Origin of the sequence: Lentzea sp. CA-135723 (assembly GCF_050936595.1) — a bacterium.
In the GTDB taxonomy this organism is placed as follows: Bacteria; Actinomycetota; Actinomycetes; order Mycobacteriales; family Pseudonocardiaceae; genus Lentzea.
Map to the genome: position 1 here is coordinate 5068670 of NZ_JBNJMK010000001.1, position 19100 is coordinate 5087769.

General features: G+C 68.9%; 19 protein-coding genes and 1 tRNA gene. 5 read left to right on the forward strand and 15 right to left on the reverse strand.

Going from position 1 to position 19100, the window contains the following annotated elements; translation table 11 throughout:
* Positions 1-177: 177 nt before the first annotated feature.
* Both ACQEU1_RS22990 and metG read right to left on the reverse strand, forming a co-directional pair.
* Positions 178-972 (reverse strand): TatD family hydrolase, encoded by a 795-nt coding sequence (locus ACQEU1_RS22990; RefSeq protein ID WP_433205228.1) that lies wholly within the window; start codon positions 970-972, stop codon positions 178-180.
* A gap of 26 nt (positions 973-998) precedes the next feature.
* On the reverse strand, positions 999-2792 hold the full coding sequence (metG, locus tag ACQEU1_RS22995; RefSeq protein WP_433205231.1) for a methionine--tRNA ligase: 1794 nt from the start codon (positions 2790-2792) through the stop codon (positions 999-1001).
* Between the two features lie 54 nt (positions 2793-2846).
* Between metG and ACQEU1_RS23000 the strand changes: the two genes are divergently transcribed.
* The 3 genes from ACQEU1_RS23000 to ACQEU1_RS23010 are packed head-to-tail and all read left to right on the forward strand — an operon-like array spanning position 2847 to position 5107.
* Positions 2847-3398: a PadR family transcriptional regulator gene (locus ACQEU1_RS23000; RefSeq protein ID WP_433205234.1), complete on the forward strand. Its 552-nt coding sequence runs from the start codon at positions 2847-2849 to the stop codon at positions 3396-3398.
* Between the two features lie 58 nt (positions 3399-3456).
* Complete coding sequence (locus tag ACQEU1_RS23005) at positions 3457-4389, forward strand: ATP-binding cassette domain-containing protein (RefSeq protein ID WP_433205237.1); 933 nt, start codon at positions 3457-3459, stop codon at positions 4387-4389.
* Entirely contained in the window at positions 4379-5107 is a 729-nt protein-coding gene (locus tag ACQEU1_RS23010; RefSeq protein ID WP_433205240.1) for an ABC transporter permease, read from the forward strand. The genes ACQEU1_RS23005 and ACQEU1_RS23010 overlap by 11 nt, the downstream gene beginning before the upstream one ends.
* Here ACQEU1_RS23010 and rsmI read toward each other — a convergent pair.
* Positions 5099-5944 carry a 16S rRNA (cytidine(1402)-2'-O)-methyltransferase gene (rsmI, locus tag ACQEU1_RS23015; RefSeq protein WP_433205243.1) on the reverse strand — a complete coding sequence of 282 codons (846 nt, stop codon included), beginning with the start codon at positions 5942-5944 and terminating at the stop codon, positions 5099-5101. The two genes, ACQEU1_RS23010 and rsmI, sit on opposite strands and share 9 nt — an antisense overlap.
* A 24-nt stretch (positions 5945-5968) precedes the next feature.
* Between rsmI and ACQEU1_RS23020 the strand changes: the two genes are divergently transcribed.
* Complete coding sequence (locus ACQEU1_RS23020) at positions 5969-7507, forward strand: dolichyl-phosphate-mannose--protein mannosyltransferase (RefSeq protein ID WP_433205246.1); 1539 nt, start codon at positions 5969-5971, stop codon at positions 7505-7507.
* Between the two features lie 9 nt (positions 7508-7516).
* Here the strand turns inward: ACQEU1_RS23020 and ACQEU1_RS23025 are convergent, their stop codons facing one another.
* Together ACQEU1_RS23025 and ACQEU1_RS23030 are read right to left on the reverse strand one after the other, a co-directional pair.
* A complete protein-coding gene (locus ACQEU1_RS23025; protein ID WP_433205249.1) occupies positions 7517-8170 on the reverse strand; it encodes a hypothetical protein in 654 nt (217 codons plus the stop codon).
* Positions 8160-8681 (reverse strand): RNA polymerase sigma factor, encoded by a 522-nt coding sequence (locus tag ACQEU1_RS23030; protein WP_433205252.1) that lies wholly within the window; start codon positions 8679-8681, stop codon positions 8160-8162. Before ACQEU1_RS23030 ends, ACQEU1_RS23025 begins: the two co-directional genes overlap by 11 nt.
* A 64-nt stretch (positions 8682-8745) precedes the next feature.
* Between ACQEU1_RS23030 and ACQEU1_RS23035 the strand changes: the two genes are divergently transcribed.
* Positions 8746-9357 (forward strand): hypothetical protein, encoded by a 612-nt coding sequence (locus ACQEU1_RS23035; RefSeq protein ID WP_433205255.1) that lies wholly within the window; start codon positions 8746-8748, stop codon positions 9355-9357.
* Between the two features lie 230 nt (positions 9358-9587).
* Here the strand turns inward: ACQEU1_RS23035 and ACQEU1_RS23040 are convergent, their stop codons facing one another.
* The 10 genes from ACQEU1_RS23040 to ACQEU1_RS23085 form a co-directional block, all read right to left on the reverse strand.
* Positions 9588-11555, reverse strand: a complete 1968-nt coding sequence (locus ACQEU1_RS23040; protein ID WP_433205258.1) for a protein kinase domain-containing protein — start codon at positions 11553-11555, stop codon at positions 9588-9590.
* 244 nt (positions 11556-11799) lie between these two features.
* Positions 11800-12342 (reverse strand): hypothetical protein, encoded by a 543-nt coding sequence (locus tag ACQEU1_RS23045; RefSeq protein ID WP_433205261.1) that lies wholly within the window; start codon positions 12340-12342, stop codon positions 11800-11802.
* A 104-nt stretch (positions 12343-12446) separates the two neighbouring features.
* The gene (locus ACQEU1_RS23050) at positions 12447-12827 is read right to left on the reverse strand and encodes a cupin domain-containing protein (RefSeq protein WP_433205264.1); all 381 of its coding nucleotides are present in this window, start codon (positions 12825-12827) and stop codon (positions 12447-12449) included.
* A gap of 92 nt (positions 12828-12919) precedes the next feature.
* A complete protein-coding gene (locus tag ACQEU1_RS23055) occupies positions 12920-13678 on the reverse strand; it encodes a hypothetical protein (RefSeq protein ID WP_433205267.1) in 759 nt (252 codons plus the stop codon).
* A 43-nt stretch (positions 13679-13721) separates the two neighbouring features.
* Complete coding sequence (locus ACQEU1_RS23060; RefSeq protein ID WP_433205270.1) at positions 13722-15179, reverse strand: pentapeptide repeat-containing protein; 1458 nt, start codon at positions 15177-15179, stop codon at positions 13722-13724.
* Positions 15180-15307: 128 nt separating this feature from the next.
* Positions 15308-15380 (reverse strand) — tRNA-Ala (locus tag ACQEU1_RS23065).
* Positions 15381-15439: 59 nt separating this feature from the next.
* Positions 15440-16162: a divisome protein SepX/GlpR gene (gene sepX, locus ACQEU1_RS23070; RefSeq protein ID WP_433205273.1), complete on the reverse strand. Its 723-nt coding sequence runs from the start codon at positions 16160-16162 to the stop codon at positions 15440-15442.
* A 156-nt stretch (positions 16163-16318) separates the two neighbouring features.
* Positions 16319-16972 carry a GNAT family N-acetyltransferase gene (locus ACQEU1_RS23075; RefSeq protein ID WP_433205276.1) on the reverse strand — a complete coding sequence of 218 codons (654 nt, stop codon included), beginning with the start codon at positions 16970-16972 and terminating at the stop codon, positions 16319-16321.
* Positions 16969-18192: a molybdotransferase-like divisome protein Glp gene (glp, locus tag ACQEU1_RS23080; protein ID WP_382442399.1), complete on the reverse strand. Its 1224-nt coding sequence runs from the start codon at positions 18190-18192 to the stop codon at positions 16969-16971. The genes ACQEU1_RS23075 and glp overlap by 4 nt, the downstream gene beginning before the upstream one ends.
* A gap of 18 nt (positions 18193-18210) precedes the next feature.
* Positions 18211-19098 (reverse strand): UTP--glucose-1-phosphate uridylyltransferase, encoded by an 888-nt coding sequence (locus ACQEU1_RS23085; protein WP_382442400.1) that lies wholly within the window; start codon positions 19096-19098, stop codon positions 18211-18213.
* Positions 19099-19100 lie beyond the last annotated feature (2 nt).

The following is a 19100-nucleotide window of genomic DNA, read 5'->3' on the forward strand; positions in this document are numbered from 1 at the left end:
GGCTTCGGTCCCGCCCCGACTGCGGGCGTGCACCGAACCGACAACATCGGCTCTGGTGGCACGGTCACGGGACAGTAACGGGGCAACCGACGTTGCGCAAACACCCCCACCAATGTTGTGACGTCAGTCACCCCGTGGGGGTAGGAACCGCCTACTCCGTTCGCTCTAAGTGGCATTTCAGCGCCCGAGCCCGAACACACGTTGAGCAGTACGGGTGACGGCGGAGCAGAGTTCAGAAAGATCTTCGCCACGGAGAGTAGCGAGATCCCGAATTGTGTAATTCACACAATAGGGTTCGTTTGGGCGGCCGCGGAACGGATGAGGCGTCAGGAACGGCGCATCGGTCTCGACGAGCAGCTGGTCCTGCGGTACGAGTGCCGCCGCCTCCCGCAGCGCGCGGGCGTTCTTGAACGTCACCGGGCCCGCGAACGACAGCACGTACCCCGCGTCGACGCACCGCCGGGCGAAGTCCGCGTCACCGGAGAAGCAGTGGAACACCACAGTGGACGGTGCACCCTCGGAGGACAAGATCTTGAGGATGTCCTCGTGCGCGTCCCTGTCGTGGATCATCAACGGCTTCCCGACGCGCTTGGAAAGGTCGATGTGCCAACGGAAAGCCTCGTGCTGGGCGGCTGGCGGCGAGTAGTCCCAGTAGTAGTCGAGACCCGTCTCGCCGATCGCCACGACGCGGGGCAGCACCGCGAGCCGCTCCAGCTCGGCCTTCTCGACCTCACCGAAGGTGGAGGTTCGCGTCGGGTGCACGGCCACGGCCGCGTACACCCGCGGGTCCCAAGTGGACGCTTCCGCGGCCCAGGTGGCGGCCGCCAGGTCGTCCGCCACGGTGATCACGTGCGAGACGCCCGCGGCCTCCGCCCGGTCGAGCAGCACCGCCACGCCGGCGGCATCGGAGGCACCGCAGGCGTCCAGATGCGTGTGAGCGTCGATCACCGGTGCCGGAAGAGCTTCCGGCACCGGCGGTCGTTCCCGCTTGTCCGCCACTAGTCGGTGACGATCGGAGCCCACTCGGGCCCGGTCTCGCCCAGCTTCGAGTCGAGCTTCCCGAACAGCGGCGACGGCTTCTCGAGCGGCCGGCCGACCTCCAGCGGCGTGGACTCCCAGCGCGCCTGCTCGCCGGCGTAGTCACCGGTCAGCACCGGGTACGAGCGCTCGGGGATGTCGAGGTCGGTGACCTCGTTCATCTGCGGCTGCGCGGCCCACACGCCCGTACCGCCCAACGCCTCGTGCACCTTCTGCGCCGAGTGCGGCAGGAACGGCGTCATCAGCGTGTTCGCGTCCTGCACGACCTGCAACGCCGTGTGCAGCACCGAGTCGCGCCGCTCCGGGTCGTCCTTGAGCTTCCACGGCTCCTGGTCCGACAGGTACTTGTTCGCCGCCGAGATGACGCGCATGGCCTCACCCGTGGCCTGCTTGAACCGCGAACGGCGCAGGTGCGCGCCGACCGTGTCGAACGCCGCCTTCGACTGGGCCAGCAGCTCGTGGTCGGCGGGCGTCAGCGCGACGGCCTTCGGGATGGCGCCCACGTTCTTGTGCGCCATCGAGATCGAGCGGTTGACCAGGTTGCCCCACTCGTTCGCCAGCTCGAAGTTCGTCCGCCGGACGAACTCCTCCCAGGTGAAGTCCGTGTCCTGGTTCTCGGGACCGGCGACGGAGATGAAGTACCGCAGCGCGTCCGGGCCGAACTCCTTCAGGAAGTCGCCGACGTAGATCACGGTGCCGCGCGACGTCGAGAACTTCGAGCCGGACATCGTCAGGTACTCCGACGACACGACCTCGGTCGGCAGGTTCAGCGTGCCGAACCGGCCGGGCTCGCCGCCCTTGTCGCCAGCGCCGTTCTGCCCGAGCAGCAGCGACGGCCAGATCAGCGAGTGGAAGACGATGTTGTCCTTGCCCATGAAGTAGTAGCCCTGGGCGTCACCCGTCCAGAACTCCTTCCAGGCGTCGGGGTCACCGGTGCGGCGCGCCCACTCCACGGACGCGCTCAGGTACCCGATGACCGCGTCGAACCACACGTAGAACCGCTTCATCGGCTGGTCGCTCCACCCGTCGAGCGGGATGGGGATGCCCCAGTCGAGGTCGCGGGTGATCGCGCGCGGCCGCAGGTCCTTGATCAGGTTCTGCGAGAACTTGAGCACGTTCGGGCGCCAGTCGCTGCGCGTGCCCATCCAGCCCGACAGCGAGTTGATGAACGCCGACAGGTCGAGGAACAGGTGCTCGGTCTCGACGAACTTCGGCGTCTCGCCGTTGATCCGCGAGCGCGGGTTCTTCAGGTCGATCGGGTCGAGCTGGTTGCCGCAGTTGTCGCACTGGTCGCCGCGCGCGCCGTCGTACCCGCAGATCGGGCAGGTGCCCTCGATGAAGCGGTCGGGCAGCGTCCGGCCGGTCGACGGGCTGATGGCGCCCATCTCGACCTTGGGGACGACGTAGCCGTTCTTCCACAGCGCGAGGAACAGGTCCTGCACCACCTGGTAGTGGTTGCCGGTGGTGGTGCGGGTGAAGAGGTCGTAGGAGAGGCCGAGGCCCTGCAGGTCAGACGCGATGACGCGGTTGTACTTGTCGGCGAGCTCGCGGGCCGTGAGGCCCTCCTTCTCGGCCTGCACCTGGATGGGCGTGCCGTGCTCGTCCGTGCCGCTGACCATGAGCACCCGGTGTCCGGACATTCGCATGTAGCGGGAGAAGACGTCGGACGGGACACCGAAACCGGAGACGTGACCGATGTGCCTGGGGCCGTTGGCATAAGGCCAGGCCACCGCGGTCAGTACGGAGGCACTCATGCACATAGCCTACGGAGGCGGTGCCAGGCGGTTTTCACCGAGTGGGAGGTCTGATTGTCCGCGACCAGAATGCTGGTGCTCGGGATCGTCAAGCTGGTCGGCGAGGCCCACGGCTACGTGGTGCGCCGCGAGCTCAAGTCGTGGTCGGCGGACTCCTGGGCGAACGTGCAGCCGGGGTCGATCTACCACGCGCTGAAGTCGCTGGCCAAGGACGGACTGCTGGAGCCGGTCGGCGTCGAGTCCGGCGAGGGCCCCGCCCGCACCACGTACAAGATCACGTCGTCCGGTGAGCACGAGCTGACCGACGCCCTCGCGCACGCCCTGGCGAACCCGGCCGCGGGCAACGACGAGGTCTCCGCGGCCGTGGCGATGATCAACCTCGTCCCCCGCCGTCAGGCGATCGTGCTGCTGGAGCAACGGCTCGCGGGCCTCGAAGGCCAGCTCACCCCCACCCGCCACGGCATCGACTCGATGCCGGCGATGGGCAAGCCCGCGCACGTCAGCGAGCTCTTTCGACTGTGGCTCGTCCATCTCGAAGGTCAGGTCCGGTGGACTCGGGAGTTGATCGAGCGCCTAGAGGCCGGCGAGTACGAGCTGAGGGACTAGTCAAACTTGATTAGTCCGAGCTAGCCTCTAGTCAAACTTGAGTAGAGGGGGTTTCGTCATGATCGAGGCACGCGGCCTCGCGCGCCGGTTCACGACCAAGACGGGTCCGGTGGACGCGGTGCGGGGCGTGGACATCGACGTCGCCGAGGGCGAGCTCGTCGGGTTCCTCGGCCCGAACGGCGCCGGCAAGTCCACGACGTTGCGCATGCTCACGACGCTGCTGCAGCCCACGGCGGGCGAGGCGACGATCGCCGGGCACGACCTGCTGAAGGACCCGGCGGGCGTGCGCCGCAACATCGGCTACGTCGGCCAGAAGGGCGGCGGTGGCCTCGACCAGCGCGTCGGCGACGAGCTGGAGTTCCAGGCCCGCTTCTACGGGCTCTCCAAGCACGACGCCCGCAGGAAGGTCGCCGGCCTGCTCGAGCGGTTCGACCTGCGAGGTCTCGAAAAGCGCGGCGTGGTGACGTTGTCCGGCGGCCAGCAGCGCCGGCTCGACATCGCGATGGGCATGCTGCACGAACCGCGGCTGCTGTTCCTGGACGAGCCGTCCACCGCGCTCGACCCGCAGAGCCGCCGCAACCTGTGGGACCACATCAAGCAGCTCAAGGCCGACGGCACCACCGTCTTCCTGACCACGCACTACCTGGACGAGGCCGACTTCCTGAGCGACCGGCTGCTGGTCATCGACCACGGCGCGATCGTCGGCGAGGGCTCACCGGACGAGCTCAAGCACAGCGTCTCCGGCGACCTGGTCGAGCTGGGCACGCCCCAGGCGTCGCTCGTCGCCTCCAAGTTCGAGGACGCCGTGATCGACGGCGAGAGGGTCAGCTTCCGGATCCCGAACGGCGACCGCGCGTTGCCGGGGCTCCTGCGCGACCTCGACAACATCGGCGTCGAGCTGCACTCCGTCCAGGTGCACCGGCCGACGCTCGACGACGTGTTCCTGACCATGACCGGCCGCTCGTTGCGGGAGGAAGCCAATGCTGCCTAGGAACCTCTTGGGTGACACCTGGCTCGTGTTCACCCGCGTGATGCTGCCGGTGCTGCGCAACCCCGTGGCGGTCGTGTTCGGCATCGCCCAGCCGTTGCTCTACCTGGGGCTCTTCGGGCCGTTGCTGGGCGAGGGCGGCTGGCAGTGGTTCGTGCCGGGCCTGCTGGTGCAGATGGCGTTGTTCGGCACGGCCTACGCGGGCTTCTCGTTGCTGCCGGAGGTCCGCACAGGCGTGATGGAACGGCTGCGGGTCACGCCGGTCAGCCGGGTCGCGCTGCTGGTCGGGCGGGTCGGCAAGGACGTCGTGCTGCTGGTCGTGCAGAGCCTGCTGATCATGCTGGCCGCGATGCTGTTCGGCTTCCGCGCCTCGGTCGGGCAGATGGTGCTCGGGCTCGGGCTGGTGGCGGTGCTGGGCATCGCGATCGGTTCCGTCTCGTACGCGATCGCGTTGAAGGTGAAGCTGGAGTACGTCTTCGCGTCGGTGCTGTCGGCGTCCATCGTGCCGTTGATGCTTTTGAGCGGCGTGCTGCTGCCCATGACCAACGGCCCGCAGTGGCTCTACTGGCTGTCTCGGATCAACCCGCTGGCGCACGTCGTGGACGCCGAACGCTCGATCTTCAACCCCGGCACGATGACGTACGGGCTGATCTCGGTCGCGGTGCTCGTGCTGGTCGGCGTCTTCTACGGCGTGCGCACGTTCAACAAGGAGTCAGCTTGACTTGATGGCCGCGTCGTAGAGGGTCTTCTTGCTGATCCCGGCCGCCTCCGCGACCTCGGTGGCGGCCGACTTCATCCGCTCCCCGTCGGCGACGCGCTGCTTGACCTCGGCGACGAGCGTGTCGAGGTCCGGCGTGTCCTGCACGGGCGCGGGACCGAGCACAACGGTGATCTCGCCGCGTGCGCCTTCCACGGCCCACTCGGCGAGTTCTGCCAATGTCCCCCGCACGACCTCTTCGTACTTCTTCGTCAGTTCGCGGCACACGGCCACACGGCGGTCCGGCCCGAGCACGTCGACGGCGTCGGCAAGGGTGTCCGCGAGCCGATGAGGTGCCTCGAAGAACACGACCGTGCGTTGCTCACTGGCCAAAGGTGCGAACCAGCGCTTGCGCTCGCCGGACTTGCGCGGCGGAAATCCGTCGAACGCGAACCTGTCGCTCGGCAGGCCGGACAACGCCAGCGCCGTCGTCACCGCGGACGGCCCCGGCAGGCACGTGACGGTGATGTCCTGCTCGACGCACGCGGCGACCAGCCGGTAACCCGGATCCGACACGGACGGCATTCCGGCGTCCGTCACGAGCAGCACCGTCTCGCCGTTGTGCAGCGCTTCGAGCAGCTGCGGCACCCGCCCGACCTCGTTCTGGTCGTAGAAGCTGAGCACCCGCCCGGACGGCTTGACCTGCAACGCGGCCGCGAGGCTGTGCGTTCTCCTGGTGTCCTCGGCGGCGATCACGTCGGCGGTCTCAAGTGCCTCGATCAGGCGCGCGGAAGCGTCGCGGATGTCGCCGAGAGGGGTGGCTGCCAGGACCAGACGGCCTGAACCGGATACAGGACTCACAAGCTTCACCCTACGATCGGCGGCGTGACAGTCCTCGTGCAGCCAGGAGAGGCGCCCGTCGTCGTCGAGGAGCCGCGCACGGATCGTGCGGCCGCGCTCGACCCGCCTCCGTATGGAGACCGGATGCGCGGGTGGCTCATGACGGCCGTCGTGACCCTCATCGGTGCCGTCGTGCGCTTCTGGAACGTCGGTTATCCGACGGACAAGGGCACGCCGATCTTCGACGAGAAGCACTACGTGCCGCAGACGGCGCAGGTGCTGCGCAACGGCGGCTACGAGGACAACCCCGGCTACGAGCTGATCGTCCACCCGCCGCTCGCCAAACAGCTGATGGCGATCGGCCAGGACCTCTTCGGCTACGACGGCCTCGGCTGGCGCTTCGCCTCCGCGCTCGCCGGCGCGATCACGATCCTGCTGATCGTCCGCATCGCCCGCCGCCTGACGCGTTCCGACCTGCTCGGCGCGCTGGCCGGCGTCCTGCTCATCGCGGACGGCGTCTCGCACGTCCAGTCGCGGATGGGCATGCTCGACATCTTCCTGGCGTTGTTCGTCGTCGCCGCGTTCGGCTGCCTCGTCGTGGACCGCGAGCAGGTGCGCGAACGACTGGCCGTCGCCGTGCGCGAGGGCTTCATCAACAACTCGGCGTTCGGCCCGTGGCTGGGCTTCCGCTGGTGGCGCTTCGGCGCGGGCGTGATGCTCGGCGCCGCGTGCGGCATCAAGTGGTCCGGCATCTGGTACATCGCCGCGTTCGGCCTGCTGTCGGTGCTGTGGACCGCCCTGGCCCGGCGCGCGGCCGGCGTGGAGGAACCCTGGCTGGGCGCGCTGGCGAAGGACGTGCTGCCGTCGCTGGGCGCCCTGGTCGCCATCCCGGTGCTCGTCTACGTCGTCACGTGGTTCCCGTGGATGGCCAGCGAGACCGGCATCGACCGCCACGTGGTCGGCGGCAAGGTCAAGGACATCTCGTACATCCCGGACGTCCTCCAGTCGCTCTGGTACAACGCGCAGAACGTCTACAAGTTCCACGTGGGCCTGGTCACCTCGGCGACCAACACGCACCCGTGGGAGTCGAAGCCGTGGACGTGGCCGATGGGCCTGCGCCCGATGCTCTACTACTACGACAACACCGTCACGGGCTGCGGCGCGGCGTCGTGCCTCGGCGCGATCATGCTCATCGGCACCCCCGCGATGTGGTGGCTGGCGTTCCCGGTGATCGGCTGGGCCCTGTACCGCACGATCGGCCGGATGGACTGGCGCTACGCCGCCGTCCTGGTCGCCTACGCCGCCGGGCTGCTGCCGTGGTTCCTGAACCTCGACCGGCAGATGTACTTCTTCTACGTCACGCCGATGGCACCGTTCCTGGTGCTGCTGATCGTGCTGGCGCTGGGCGAGATCCTGGGCCGTTCGTCGGCGGGGTCCGAGCGCCGTGGCACCGGCATGCTCGTCGTCGCGCTGTACGTGGGGATCGTGGTGGCGAACTTCGTGTGGCTGTGGCCGATCCTGAACGGGGTGCCGATCACGCCTGAGCTGTGGCAGCAGCAGCTGTGGCTGCCCAGCTGGCGGTGACCGGGGAGGCTAGCTCTCGCTGATCTCCAGCGCGCGTTGCCTGGTCAGGTCGCCCTCGAGCCTGAGGGTGACCTGACCTCGTTGCCAGAGCAGCGTTTGGCCCGCCTTCTGCGGTTCCTCGGTGTGCCACTGGCCGTCGCGGTCGATGTAGAAGAACACGTGCGGGTAGGGGATCCAGATCCGGTCGTTGATCTGCTCGACGCCCTCCTGGTGGATGAGCTTGCCGACGGTCGAGCTGATGGTGCCGTCGAACTGGTCCAGCCTCAGCTCGCCGTAGTGCAGGGTGACGAACCGTCCTTCGTGGACGGTGACCCTGTCCGGGGTGCCGAGTTCCGCCGGCAGGTGGATCTCGAACGGCATCTGCTTCCTCGCTTCGTCCAGCGGCACGTCCTGGCTCGGCAGCGGTGGAGCGACGCTCTGCGGGGCCTCCGTGCGGAACTCGACGCCGGCGAACTCCAGCAGCTGCTGAACGCCTGCCCGCACCGCCGGCGACACCGCGAACGCGATGGCGAACGCCGTTACCGCCGCCGCGATCGCTTTCAGCCAGCGGTTCCGCTTCGGCTTGGCGATCTCGGCGAGGACCGCCGCCGTGACGTCCGGCGGTTCCGGGACGTGGAGGTGGCGGCCGAGGTCGCGCAGGGCTTCCGCCTGGTCATCGGTCATGGGCCACCTCCTCCAGCATCGGGCGCAGCTTCTGCAGCGCTCTGGACAGCCGCGACTTCACGGTTCCCTTGGCGAGGCCCAGGGTCTGCGCGGTCTCGGCCTCGCTCAGGTCGAGCAGGTACCGGCACGTGACGACCTGCCGGTCGCTCTCGTTCAGGCTCTGCACGGCCTTCAGCAGCGCGGCGCGCGAGTCGTCCACCAGGGTGCCCGGATCGTCGTGGTCGACGGTCTCGGTGACGGTGGCGAGCCGGAGCTCCATCAGGTTGCGCCGCCTTCTGCCGCGGTGCAGGTTCTTCGTCTCGTTGGCGACGATCTTGAGCAGCCACGGCCTGAAGTCGGCGCCGGGCTTGAACGTGCCTAGCTTCCGGTACGCCTTCACGAACGCCTCCTGCACCACGTCACCGGCGTCCGCACCGGCCCCGAGCAGGTACGCCGTCCGGTGTGCGAGCGCGGTGTACCGGACGACCAGCTCGCCGTAGGCCGCCTGGTCGCCCGCGATCGCCCGTGCCACCGCTTCGTCCGTGATGCCTCCTCTACACCGGGAACCCCTCGTTGGTTCCCGGTGTAGTCGCGTCATGAGGATTCTCGCCTTGATTTGCGCTTTCCTGCTTGTCAGCGCACCTGCAGCGCACGCGGGCGGCTGGGCGGTCACGTACGTCGACCCGGTGCCGTCGATCCAGCCGTCCGTCGCCCACACCGTCGGCTACTGGGTGCTCCAGCACGGCACCCACCCGGCCTCCGGCGAACTGGGCAAGACGGGCCTGCGGTTCCAGAACGGGGACGAGTCGCGTTCGTTCGCCGGCGTCGCACTGGCCGAACCCGCGCACTACGCCGTGACCTTCGCGCTGCCCGCCGGCACGTACGAGGTGTTCGGGGTGCAGGGGTGGTTTCCGGAGCACGCGCTGGGCACGCTCACCGTGCCGGGCACGCTCCAGGTGAAACCGGTGGACCCGCAGATGGTGCAGGGCCTCGACGACGTCGGCTGGCCGTGGCAGGAGATCGCGCCGCCGCTGCCGAAACCGTCTGCCGCGGTGACGTCGGCATCGCCTGCTCCTGCTGCCGCGGTGGTGCCGGACGATGCTTCGGGAAAGCCCTTGCCCGTGTGGCTGGTCGGGCTGGTGGTCGTGGGCGCGGCAGGGCTGTTCTTCGTGCTGCGCAAGAGGTTGAGGCCGTCCGGCCGAAGGTGAGTGGTGAGGCGATCGGCGGAAACCGCCTCACCACTCTTCGCGTGGCATCCCGTGAGATGCCGAGGCTTCCGGGTGAACCACGACCTAGGTCGTTGAAGGCTGAACCACCGTTACGGACCGGTCCGACGTTCACCCGGTTCGCCTAAGCGTCGACGGGAACGTCGGACGACTCGCGCCCCGGAATGCGAAACCCGCCGGACGGCCTGCCGCCCAGCGGGTTTCTCGCGGTCCTACATCGGCATGTGCCTCGTCGGCGGCGGACCCGGCTTGGTGATCATCTTGGTCACCGGGCCCTCCTTGCTCATCCCCTGCTGGTCGAGGAACTGCGAGAGCTGCCCCCGCACCTGCGCGAGCGACGGGCGACGGCCCGGTTCGGGGTCCATCGCCGCCAGCAGCAACCGCGCGTGCGCGCTGTTCTGCGGCAGCTTGGTGATCGGCTCGCCCTGGGCAGCGGCCATCAGCGAGGAGATCGGGTTCTCGCGGGAGCCGCGCGGCGGGTGGCCCGTCAGCGCGTACGACACGGTCGCGGCCAGCTGCCACGAGTCCGAGGCCGGCGACGCCGTCTCGCCCCGTGCCGTCTCGGGCGCGAGGAAGTCCGGGGTGCCGACCATCATGCCGGTGGCGGTGAGGGTGCTGTCGCCCTTGGAGCGGGCGATGCCGAAGTCGATCAGGTGCGCGGTGCCCTGGCCGTCGACGATCACGTTGGACGGCTTCACGTCGCGGTGCAGGACGCCCCGGTCGTGCGCCGCCGCGAGGGCGTCGGCCATGTTCAGCCAGAGGCGGGCGGCGAGCTTGTCGTCGATCAGGCCGTTCTTCAGGACCGTCTCGGACAGCGAGGCGCCCTCGATGTACTCCATGACCAGGGCGAGGCCGTCCGGGTCCTGGACGATGTCGAACACGCGCACGCAGTTCGGGTGGCGGACGGCGGCCAGCGCACGCGCCTCGCGGAGCATGCGGGCCTCGGTCTCGTTGTCCGGGGCGTGCGCGAGCTTCACGGCGACCGTGCGGTCGAGCTGCTCGTCGACGGCCAGCCAGACCGTGCCGAAGCCGCCGGAACCGAGCTGGCGGACGCGGCGGAACCGGCCGTTGCCCGGGTTCCAGACCTTGCCGGACTTCTGCACGGGCACGGGCGACTCGGCGTTCGCCGCGCCCGGACCGAACGGCAGCGGGCCCGGCGTGTCCGCGAGCACCGCCGGGTTCGACGGCTGGGGCGGACCCAGCTGCGGCATGACCTCGGCGACGCGGGTCGGCGGGTACTGGCGCGGCGGCTGGTTCTGGTGTGGCTGTGGCTGCGGCTGCGTGACCGGGCGCATCGGCCGGTTCATCGGCGCAGGCTGGTACTTCGGCACCTGCGCCGGCTGGTACGGCGGCGGGTTCTGGCCGGGTGGCTGGTGCTGCGCGGCCGTGATCGGCTTGGTCGGCGCCTTCTGCTTCGGCTGACCCTGCGGCAGCTGGTTGTTCTGGGGCTGCGGCGTGCGCGCCACCGGCTGCGGTGGCTGGTTCTGCGAGCTCCGGTCCTGGGACCGGTCGCGGCCGGGGCGGTTGAGCATGGCGGTAGTCAACCCGAAAATCCGCACGACGATTGACCCGATTACAGCAATTGGCAGAAACCCGAGCAGCACATGGCCCACCAGTGTCACGGGAAACGCAGAGGTCGTCACCAGCAGTACCAGGAACATCGGCCAGAACACCCGGCGCGGCCAGTTCGGCCCGAGCCGGAACGCCGACCCCGACTGCAGCATGACGAAGAGCAGGCAGAGCAGCGCGAGCACGATCGTGATGCCCGCGGCGACGAGGAACACGACCGACTGACCGGGCCGCTGGATCACGCCGATGATCGACGGAGCCCCGTCGACCAGGTAGTTGCCCTGCGAGAACGTGCCGAAGCAGGTGGCCTCGTCGAGCGAGTCGGCACCGGTGATGCTGCGGCCGGCGAGCCCCTGCACGGTTCCGCGCATGATCAGCCACGGCAGCACCAGACAGCTGGCGACGCCGAGCACGGTGAAGATGGCACCGGTCACGGGTCCGTAGGAGTTGCCGACGACCCGGCGCACCGCGATGGACAGCAACGCACCTATGGTCGGGAACAACCCGAGCACCGCACCGAGCGCCGTGGTGGTCCACACCCAGTCACCGGGGCAGACACTCGCACCCACGAAGCCGTGCAGCCACGTGAGCAAGGACTCAGCGAGCCCCACGACTCACACCACCCCTTCCGAGATCACCCCCAGCCTAGGCGCCCTGTCAGCTTACTGTGCGTAATTGGTCTGCGGTTGACGCCACAGCAACCCTTTCCTTGATCACCGCGTTGCACCTCCGCCCATCGCACGTTCGGCCTGTTGGCTCTTACACGTTGCGATGGACGGCTCCGTTGACAGGAGTCGCCCTTTTTGCGCGATTCGTTATCGAAGACGCGCCAAAGGCGCAGTGGCGAACGGGTGATCAGGAACGGGCCTGGTGATCGATCCTGGTGAGGGCGCTGCCCTGCCCCGCCGACGCGCTGGACGTCCGCGCGGCCGGGTCGGGTGGCACGGGCAGGTCACCGAGGCCGGCGACGAACTCGACGGTCCACAGGTGGGAGGCGGCCTTCTCCGCGTAGGAGTCGGAGAGGACGTAGGCGGCGACGCGGGTGCCGCGCTGGTCGTGCAGCTCGGCCGTGGCCTGGGAGCCGGCGTCGCCCTTCTCGCCCGGGGCGCAGCTCAGTTCCAGGCGGGCGCGGATCCACTGCGGCTCGGTGGCCGGGTCCGCTTCGAGTTCCTGGGAGATCGCGGTGCACGCGGTGCCGTGGGCGCGGAAGGTCAGGGCGGCCCGGAAGACGACGAGCTCACCGGCCGTGCAGCCGGTGAGAACGCGCGCTTCTACAGCTGTCTCCGTGCTGGAGACGACGGGACGGGCGGCCGCGCACCTGGCGGCAGGAGCCTCGGAGGCCGCTGCACCGCTGGAGGTGACGGCCACGAGTAATAACGCGGCGACGACAGATCTCATGAGAGAAAACTATTTGCCGACGCCGCGTTGTTCATCCAACTTCACCCCATAGATGGGTGGCGCGTGCGAAAGGCGTTCCAGGCCCCAGAACTGGTGGGGACCTGTCAGTGCTCGTGGTCGTGATCGTGGTCGTGCTCGACGGTCGGTTGGTAGATGTAGAACATCGTGACCGGCTCGTCGCCCGCGACCGTCTCGTGGTCCACGCCCGGCGGCACGAACGCGTACGAACCCGCCGTCGCCTCCACACCGCCGATGCTCACCGTGCCGTCGACGACCCACGTGTGCTGCGTGGCCGACGGGTGGTTGTGGCCGACGTCGCGTGCGCCCGGCGCCATCTGGAGCAGGCCGACGATGGTGTCGCCGTTGGGGGACTTCCACAGCAGCTTGTTCCGCAGTCGTTCGTCGCCGTGCAGCGGGAACGCCTTCATCTGCGCAAGGGCATCGGCGGACAGGACCGTGACCTTGTCCTGCGGCGCGTCGCTCATGGGTACAGCCTTTCGCGGGAGCGGAGCTTACGGCTCTTATATAGAGGAAAGGGCCGCTCACATTACGGTGAGCGGCCCTTGCACGGGCTGGTTCAGACGCACTCGGCCGCGGCGTCGAACAGCATGAACGTCGTGAGCTTGCCGTCGGCGAAGTGGAAGCTCAGCACGACGTCGGTCCGTCCCGGCACCGGCACCTCGAAGGTCTTGCCGCCCTCCTTCTCCACGGCGTCGGGGTAGGCGGCCTTGAACTGCTCGACCGTCGCGCCCTTGGCGATGTCCTTCGCCGCCGTGACGCCCGGCGGCGGCAGGATCATGCGGATCTTGTCGCCCGCGAACAGCACGCCGCCGTTGGCCTCGCGCGCCTCCGCCCGCGCGACGATCCGCTTCGTGGACTCCGAGATGAGCTCGGTCGCCTTGGCACTGGCCTCGGCCGAAGTGGCGGCCTTCTCGGCGTAGGCCGCGTACTCGGCGGCACCCGCGTTCGCACCCGGCGCAGGCCCGATCGCCGCCTCCGCGTCGTCGGCGGCCTTCTGCGCGGCCTCGTACTTCTTCTCGAACTCGGCCTCTTCGGCGAGCTGGGCGGCATCGGGCTGCGGCGCGCCGGCGTACCGGTAGTCCTCGCACTTGCCGGTCCTGCCCGAGGCGGACGCGGCGAGCTCGCCGGTCGCGAGAGCGTCCTGTTTGGACATTCCGGGCTTGAGCTTCCCGAACCCGTTGACGTCCAGCACCTTCTTCTCCGGCGCGGCGGGCTGCTGGTCCCCCGACCCCGTGCCCGTTCCGGCCGTACAACTGACGGCGGCGAGTGCCGCCGCCACCACGCACACCGCTTTGAATCCCCCAAGGATGGTCACGCGCCAGAAGATATCCGGCGCCTGGACGGAAACCGAACGGGTTTCAGCTCCAGAGGAATCCCCACCTGCCGGTCTTCCCCTCCACCCGCGCTTCCTCCTCGGTGAACGGTTCGGCCACGGACACCCCGGCAGGCCAGACCGACCCCTCCAGCAGATCCACCACCAGCTTGACCCTGGCCTTCTCGAACCCGGCGACGCCGTCGAACCGCGTGCGGCCGAAAGACGCGCTCCCGCCGAAGAGGGCCGCGTCGAACCAGGCAGCCACGCCGAACACGGCCGAGTCGAAGTTGGCAGCGCCGATGAAGTCGGTTTCGCGGAACCAGGCGCCCTCCGAGAAACGCGCCTCTCCGAACCACGCGTTCGCCTTGAACCGGGAATTCTTGAACGACACGTCCCTGCCGAACTCGGCCTTGATGAACCTGGCGTCCTCACCGAACTCGGCGTCGGCGAACACCGCATCCCTGGCGAACTTCGCCTGGTCGAACCACGCGGTCCGGTGAAAGGCGGTCTTGCTGAACGCGCTGGCTCCGCCGAACCTGGCTCCTTTGAACCTCGCTTGCGTGCGGAACTCGACCCAGTCGAAAGCGGTGGCCGCCGCGAACTCGGCGTCGCTGAACCAGGCAGACGAGCAGAACCTGGTGCCGTTGAACCCGGCTGGTCCGCGGAATCGCGCACCGTTGAACCAGGCGGTCTGCGCGAACTCCACGTCGTCACGAAACCACGCGGCGGCGGCGAACTCAGCACTTTCGAAATCCGCTTCCTCTTCGAACGTCGTCCCGTCGAACCAGGCCTCTCCGTCGAACCGCGTCTGGCGGAAATCCGTCGGCCCGCAGAACCTCGCCTCGACGAACTGGGCCGTCCTCAACCGGCATCCGCGGAAGTCGAGATTCAGTAACGTGGCACCGGTGAGGTCGATATCGATGTCCTCCCAGTACCTGCCGGCGGCGCCGGGATCGAGATGGGCGGCGAGGATCCGCTGGGCGGTGAGGCGCGCGTGCCGTTCCTGCTGGCGGCGCTCCACTTCGGTCTTGTCCGCCTCTCCGTCCGTCGAAGGCAGATAAGGCATCCGCAGGTACGCGCACAGCACGTTCACGATGGTCTGCCGCTGCTCCGGCACGTTCTGCGCCAGGCGTTCCAGCGCGTACATCCCGCCGAGCCGAACCGGCGCCTTGTCGGAACCGAGCTGTTCGACGGCCTTGGTGTAGAGCTCGGTCACGCGCCGTTCGGCGGCGTCGTGGTCGGTCTGGGTCGCCACCCGCTCCGAGGTCTGCTGCCGGCGCGCGGCGAGCCACAACGCCGCGGCGCCCCCGGTGCCGACGACGATCGTGCCGGCGGTCTTGATCGCCTCGAGCTGGGCCTTCTGCGCGTCCGTGCCACCGCCGTACGCCCGAAGCAGCCAGATCGCCATGCCCACGGCGAGAAGTACCAGACCGATCCCGGCCCACACGATCGCGGACGTCGACAGGTCCTTGTAGCCAGAAGACTTCCGCGCGCCGCCCACACGTCCCCAATCGCCTTTCGAGAGCGATGGGTTACGGCAGAGCGACGACGGAGAAGGCCGTCCTCTTCGGACGGACGCAGAAAAAGAGGCAGGGCCGGTGGTCGTGACCACCGGCCCTGCCTCTTACGTGGAGCTGAGGGGAATCGAACCCCTGACCTTCTCGATGCGAACGAGACGCGCTACCAACTGTGCTACAGCCCCTTGCTTCCTTACGAAGAGAACTATAGCAGTCCCTGGAGGGGTGTTTTCACCACCCCTCGTTAAGCCCCCACGGCACCTCGGTACCGCAGCGACTCCAGTCCCTCTAACTCCACGAAGACCGGGTCCTCGTCGTCGGAGTCGACCGGGATCGTGCCGGGACGGACGTGGTGTTCGAAGCGCGGCAACGGCGGCAGCGCCGGACGTTCCTCGACGACCTCGACCCGCGTGGTCTCCTGCTCGTCGGAGGAAGGCTGCTTCGGCAGGTCCGCGACGACCGGGGCCGGCGCCTCCTGCTGCTGCGGGCCCGTCGCACGGCGGCGGCGGACCTGCTGCAGGCGGGCGAGCCTGCGGCCGCGGATCTCCTCCTCGATCCGCACCTGCCGGCGCAGGTACGTCAGGTACCCGACGAGCAGCAGGTCGATCGCGGCGTGGCCGTACCAGAGCTTCGTGAAGAACACTCCGGCGACGACTCCCGACGCCACCGCGGCGACGAAGAGAAGTGCCACCACTCTGCGGCGGAACGCGTACTTGGCCTGGGCGACCAGCGCTGCGGTCTCCGGGTCGTAGCCACCTCGGCCACGCCGGAACGGGCGCTCGACGTACTCCTCCTCGTCGAAGTAGTCGTCGTCGATGTCGTGGATGTCGTCGTACTCGGCGTCTGGCATGGCGTCGTACTCCTCCCCCACGCTGCGCGCACTCTCCTGGCGCTTGCGGGCCATCATGGGGACGAGGACCACGAGCCAGGCGACGACCAGCGCAACGATGATCAGCGAACTCGGCATTCCCCGTTCACCTCCCCCGGCCCACGCGTGGTGCTGGCAACCACGTTAGTCACAACAGTCACACCTGTGTCGGAGGCACGCCGACCCCAGTGCGTACCAAAGTGTGGTGTATCACCCACTTTTGGGTGAAGTGATTAGGGCAAACGGAAGCGCGGATCAGGGAAGACGGGCCTCTCCGCGTGCGACCAAACGGCGCACTAGGCCATCCGGGACCTCTTCGGACGTGAGCGCGAAGCAGAGGTGGTCGCGCCACTGCCCGGCAACATCCAGATAACGCTTGAAGAGGCCTTCCTCGCGGAAGCCGGACTTCGTGAGCACCCGAATCGAGGGACCGTTCTCGGGTCGCACGGTCGCTTCGAGCCGGTGCAGACCAGCGTCGCGGAAAGCGTGGTCGGCGAGCAACGCCACGGCCGCCGTTGCGACGCCGCCTCCCGCCCGATCAGCGGCTACCCAATAGCCGATCCACGCGGACAGCAGCGAGCCGCGCACGATGTTGCCGACGGTGATCTGACCGGCCACCTCGCCGTCCACGAGGATCATGAACGGCAACGTGGAGCCGCGCCGGGCCATGCCCCGCAGCGACGACCACTGCGCGGGCCAGGAGAGCGTCGCGTTGCGCTCGTCCCAGCCCTCCTGCGCGGTCGGTTCCCACTGTTCGAGGTAGGAGCGGTCGCGGATGCGCAGCCTCGACCACTTCGACCCGTCGAAGAACCTCGGCCCGCGCAGCTCGACGACGCCCGCGCGCACCTGGAGAGGCCCCAGCCGGGCGGGCCAGCCGGGGTGTCTGCCCAGATCGGCGAAAGCGCTCATCCACGCTGCGCTAGGAAGCTGACCAGCACCTCTTCACCGACGGAGATCTCGGTGACGTCCTCGTCGACCATGATCAGGCAGTTGGCCTCCGCCAGTGACGCGAGCAGGTGCGACCCGGACGTGCCGAGCGGCTGCACCAGGTACTCGCCGTTGTCCGCGTCGCGCAGCAGCTGGCCGCGCAGGAAGCCCCGGCGGCCCTTCGCCGACTGCAACGGCGACAACAACCGTGCGCTGACGGCCCGGCGGTACGGGTTCTTCTTGCCCAGCGCGGCCCTGATCAGGGGCCTGACCAGCACCTCGAACACCACGAGCGCGCTCATCGGGTTCGCCGGCAGCAGGAACGTCGGCACGGCGTCGGGACCGAGCCTGCCGAAGCCCTGGGCGGAGCCGGGGTGCATGGCGACGCGGTTGACGTCCATGTCGCCGAGGTCGGTCAGCGCGGCCTTGACCTCGTCACCGACCGTGCCGCCGACGCCGCCCGCGATCACGACGATCTCGGACAGCAGCAGGCGGCCCTCCACGACCTCGCGCAGGCGGCGCGGGTCGGCGGACATGATGCCGACCCTGCTGACCTCCGCGCCCGCGTCGCGTGCGGCGGCGGCCAGCGCGTACGAGTTCACGTCGTAGACCTGGCCCTGACCGGGCGTGCGGTCCACGTCGACGAGCTCTTCGCCGAGAGAGATGACGGACACGCGCGGACGTGGGTGCACGAGCACCTTGTTGCGTCCCACGGCGGCCAGCAGGCCTACCTGAGCAGCACCGATGGACGCGCCACGGCGTACCGCGACGTCACCGGTCTGCACGTCCTCGCCGGTGCGGCGGACGAACCCGGCGGACGGCACGCTGCGGTTGACCGTCACCTTGGCCTGGTGGCCGTCGGTGTAGCCGAGCGGCACGACCGCGTCCGCGAGCGTGGGCAGCGGCGCGCCCGTGGCGATCCGCACCGCCTGGCCGGGTTGCAGCCGGCGGGGCTGCCGGGAGCCGGCCGGGATCTCGCCCACGACCGGCAGCTGCACCGGGCTCGCGTTCGCACCGGACACGTCGACGCTGCGCACCGCGTAGCCGTCGACGGCGGCCTGGTCGAAGCCGGGCAACGCGCGTTCCGCGACGACCTCCTCGGCGCAGAGCAGGCCCTGCGACTCGGAGATCGCCACGCGGACAGGTGCGGGCCGCACCGCGGCCGCGATCACCCGTGCGAGCTGCTCGTCCACTGACCTCATGTGATTTGGTCCTCGCGCTCAGGAGTTGTCGTCGAGGCGTTCCCGCAACCACTCGCGCAGATCGGGTCCGTACTCCGGGGTGTTGAGTGCGAAGTCAACCGCAGCGCGCAGGAATCCTGCGGGATTGCCGAGGTCGTGTCGCCCGCCGCGGTGCACGACGACGTGCACGGGGTGACCCTCGTTGATCAGCAGCGCGATGGCGTCGGTGAGCTGCAGCTCGCCGCCCGCGCCGGGGGTGATCCGCTTGAGCGCGTCGAAGATCGCCCGGTCGAGGAGGTAGCGGCCGGCGGCGGCGAACGTCGAGGGCGCGTCCTCCGGCTTCGGCTTCTCGACCATGCCGACGACCTGCTTGACGTCGTCGTTGCCGGTGTCGCGGACGTCGAACACGCCGTACGCGGAGATCTGCTCGCGCGGGATGTCGAACGCCAGCAGGACGCTGCCGCCCTTCTCCTCGCGGACCTTCGCCATCTTCTGGAGGGCGTCGTTCGGCAGGATGATGTCGTCCGGCAGCAGCACCGCGACGGCCTCGTCCTCGCCGGTCAGATTGCCCTCAGCGCACCCGACGGCGTGGCCCAGGCCGAGCGCCTGCTCCTGGATCGCGGTCTCGGCCTTGATCAGCTTCGGCGCGCGCTGGATCTTCTCGACCAGGTCGGTCTTGCCCTTGGCGGTCAGCGACTCCTCGAGGTCGGGGTTCTCGTCGAAGTAGTTCGCGACCGACGCCTTCGTCGGCGAGGTCACGATGACCAGCTTCTTCGCGCCGGCCTCGGCCGCCTCGCGCGCCACGTACTCGATGGCGGGGGTGTCGACCAGGGGCAGCAGTTCCTTCGGCACGGCTTTGGTCGTGGGGAGGAAACGGGTGCCCAGACCGGCCGCGGGCACGATAGCGGTGTGGAAGGCGCTGCTCATGG

Bases quoted from the DNA above. Each gene is read 5' to 3' on its own strand.
- ACQEU1_RS23005 (WP_433205237.1), top strand. From the start codon at position 3,457: ATGATCGAGGCACGCGGCCTCGCGCGCCGGTTCACGACCAAGACGGGT.
- ACQEU1_RS23045 (WP_433205261.1), bottom strand. From the start codon at position 12,342: ATGAGATCTGTCGTCGCCGCGTTATTACTCGTGGCCGTCACCTCCAGC.
- glp (WP_382442399.1), bottom strand. From the start codon at position 18,192: ATGAGGTCAGTGGACGAGCAGCTCGCACGGGTGATCGCGGCCGCGGTG.
- metG (WP_433205231.1), bottom strand. From the start codon at position 2,792: ATGAGTGCCTCCGTACTGACCGCGGTGGCCTGGCCTTATGCCAACGGC.
- ACQEU1_RS23035 (WP_433205255.1), top strand. From the start codon at position 8,746: ATGAGGATTCTCGCCTTGATTTGCGCTTTCCTGCTTGTCAGCGCACCT.
- ACQEU1_RS23050 (WP_433205264.1), bottom strand. From the start codon at position 12,827: ATGAGCGACGCGCCGCAGGACAAGGTCACGGTCCTGTCCGCCGATGCC.
- ACQEU1_RS23025 (WP_433205249.1), bottom strand. From the start codon at position 8,170: ATGACCGATGACCAGGCGGAAGCCCTGCGCGACCTCGGCCGCCACCTC.
- ACQEU1_RS23085 (WP_382442400.1), bottom strand. From the start codon at position 19,098: ATGAGCAGCGCCTTCCACACCGCTATCGTGCCCGCGGCCGGTCTGGGC.
- ACQEU1_RS23075 (WP_433205276.1), bottom strand. From the start codon at position 16,972: ATGAGCGCTTTCGCCGATCTGGGCAGACACCCCGGCTGGCCCGCCCGG.
- sepX (WP_433205273.1), bottom strand. From the start codon at position 16,162: ATGCCGAGTTCGCTGATCATCGTTGCGCTGGTCGTCGCCTGGCTCGTG.
- ACQEU1_RS23010 (WP_433205240.1), top strand. From the start codon at position 4,379: ATGCTGCCTAGGAACCTCTTGGGTGACACCTGGCTCGTGTTCACCCGC.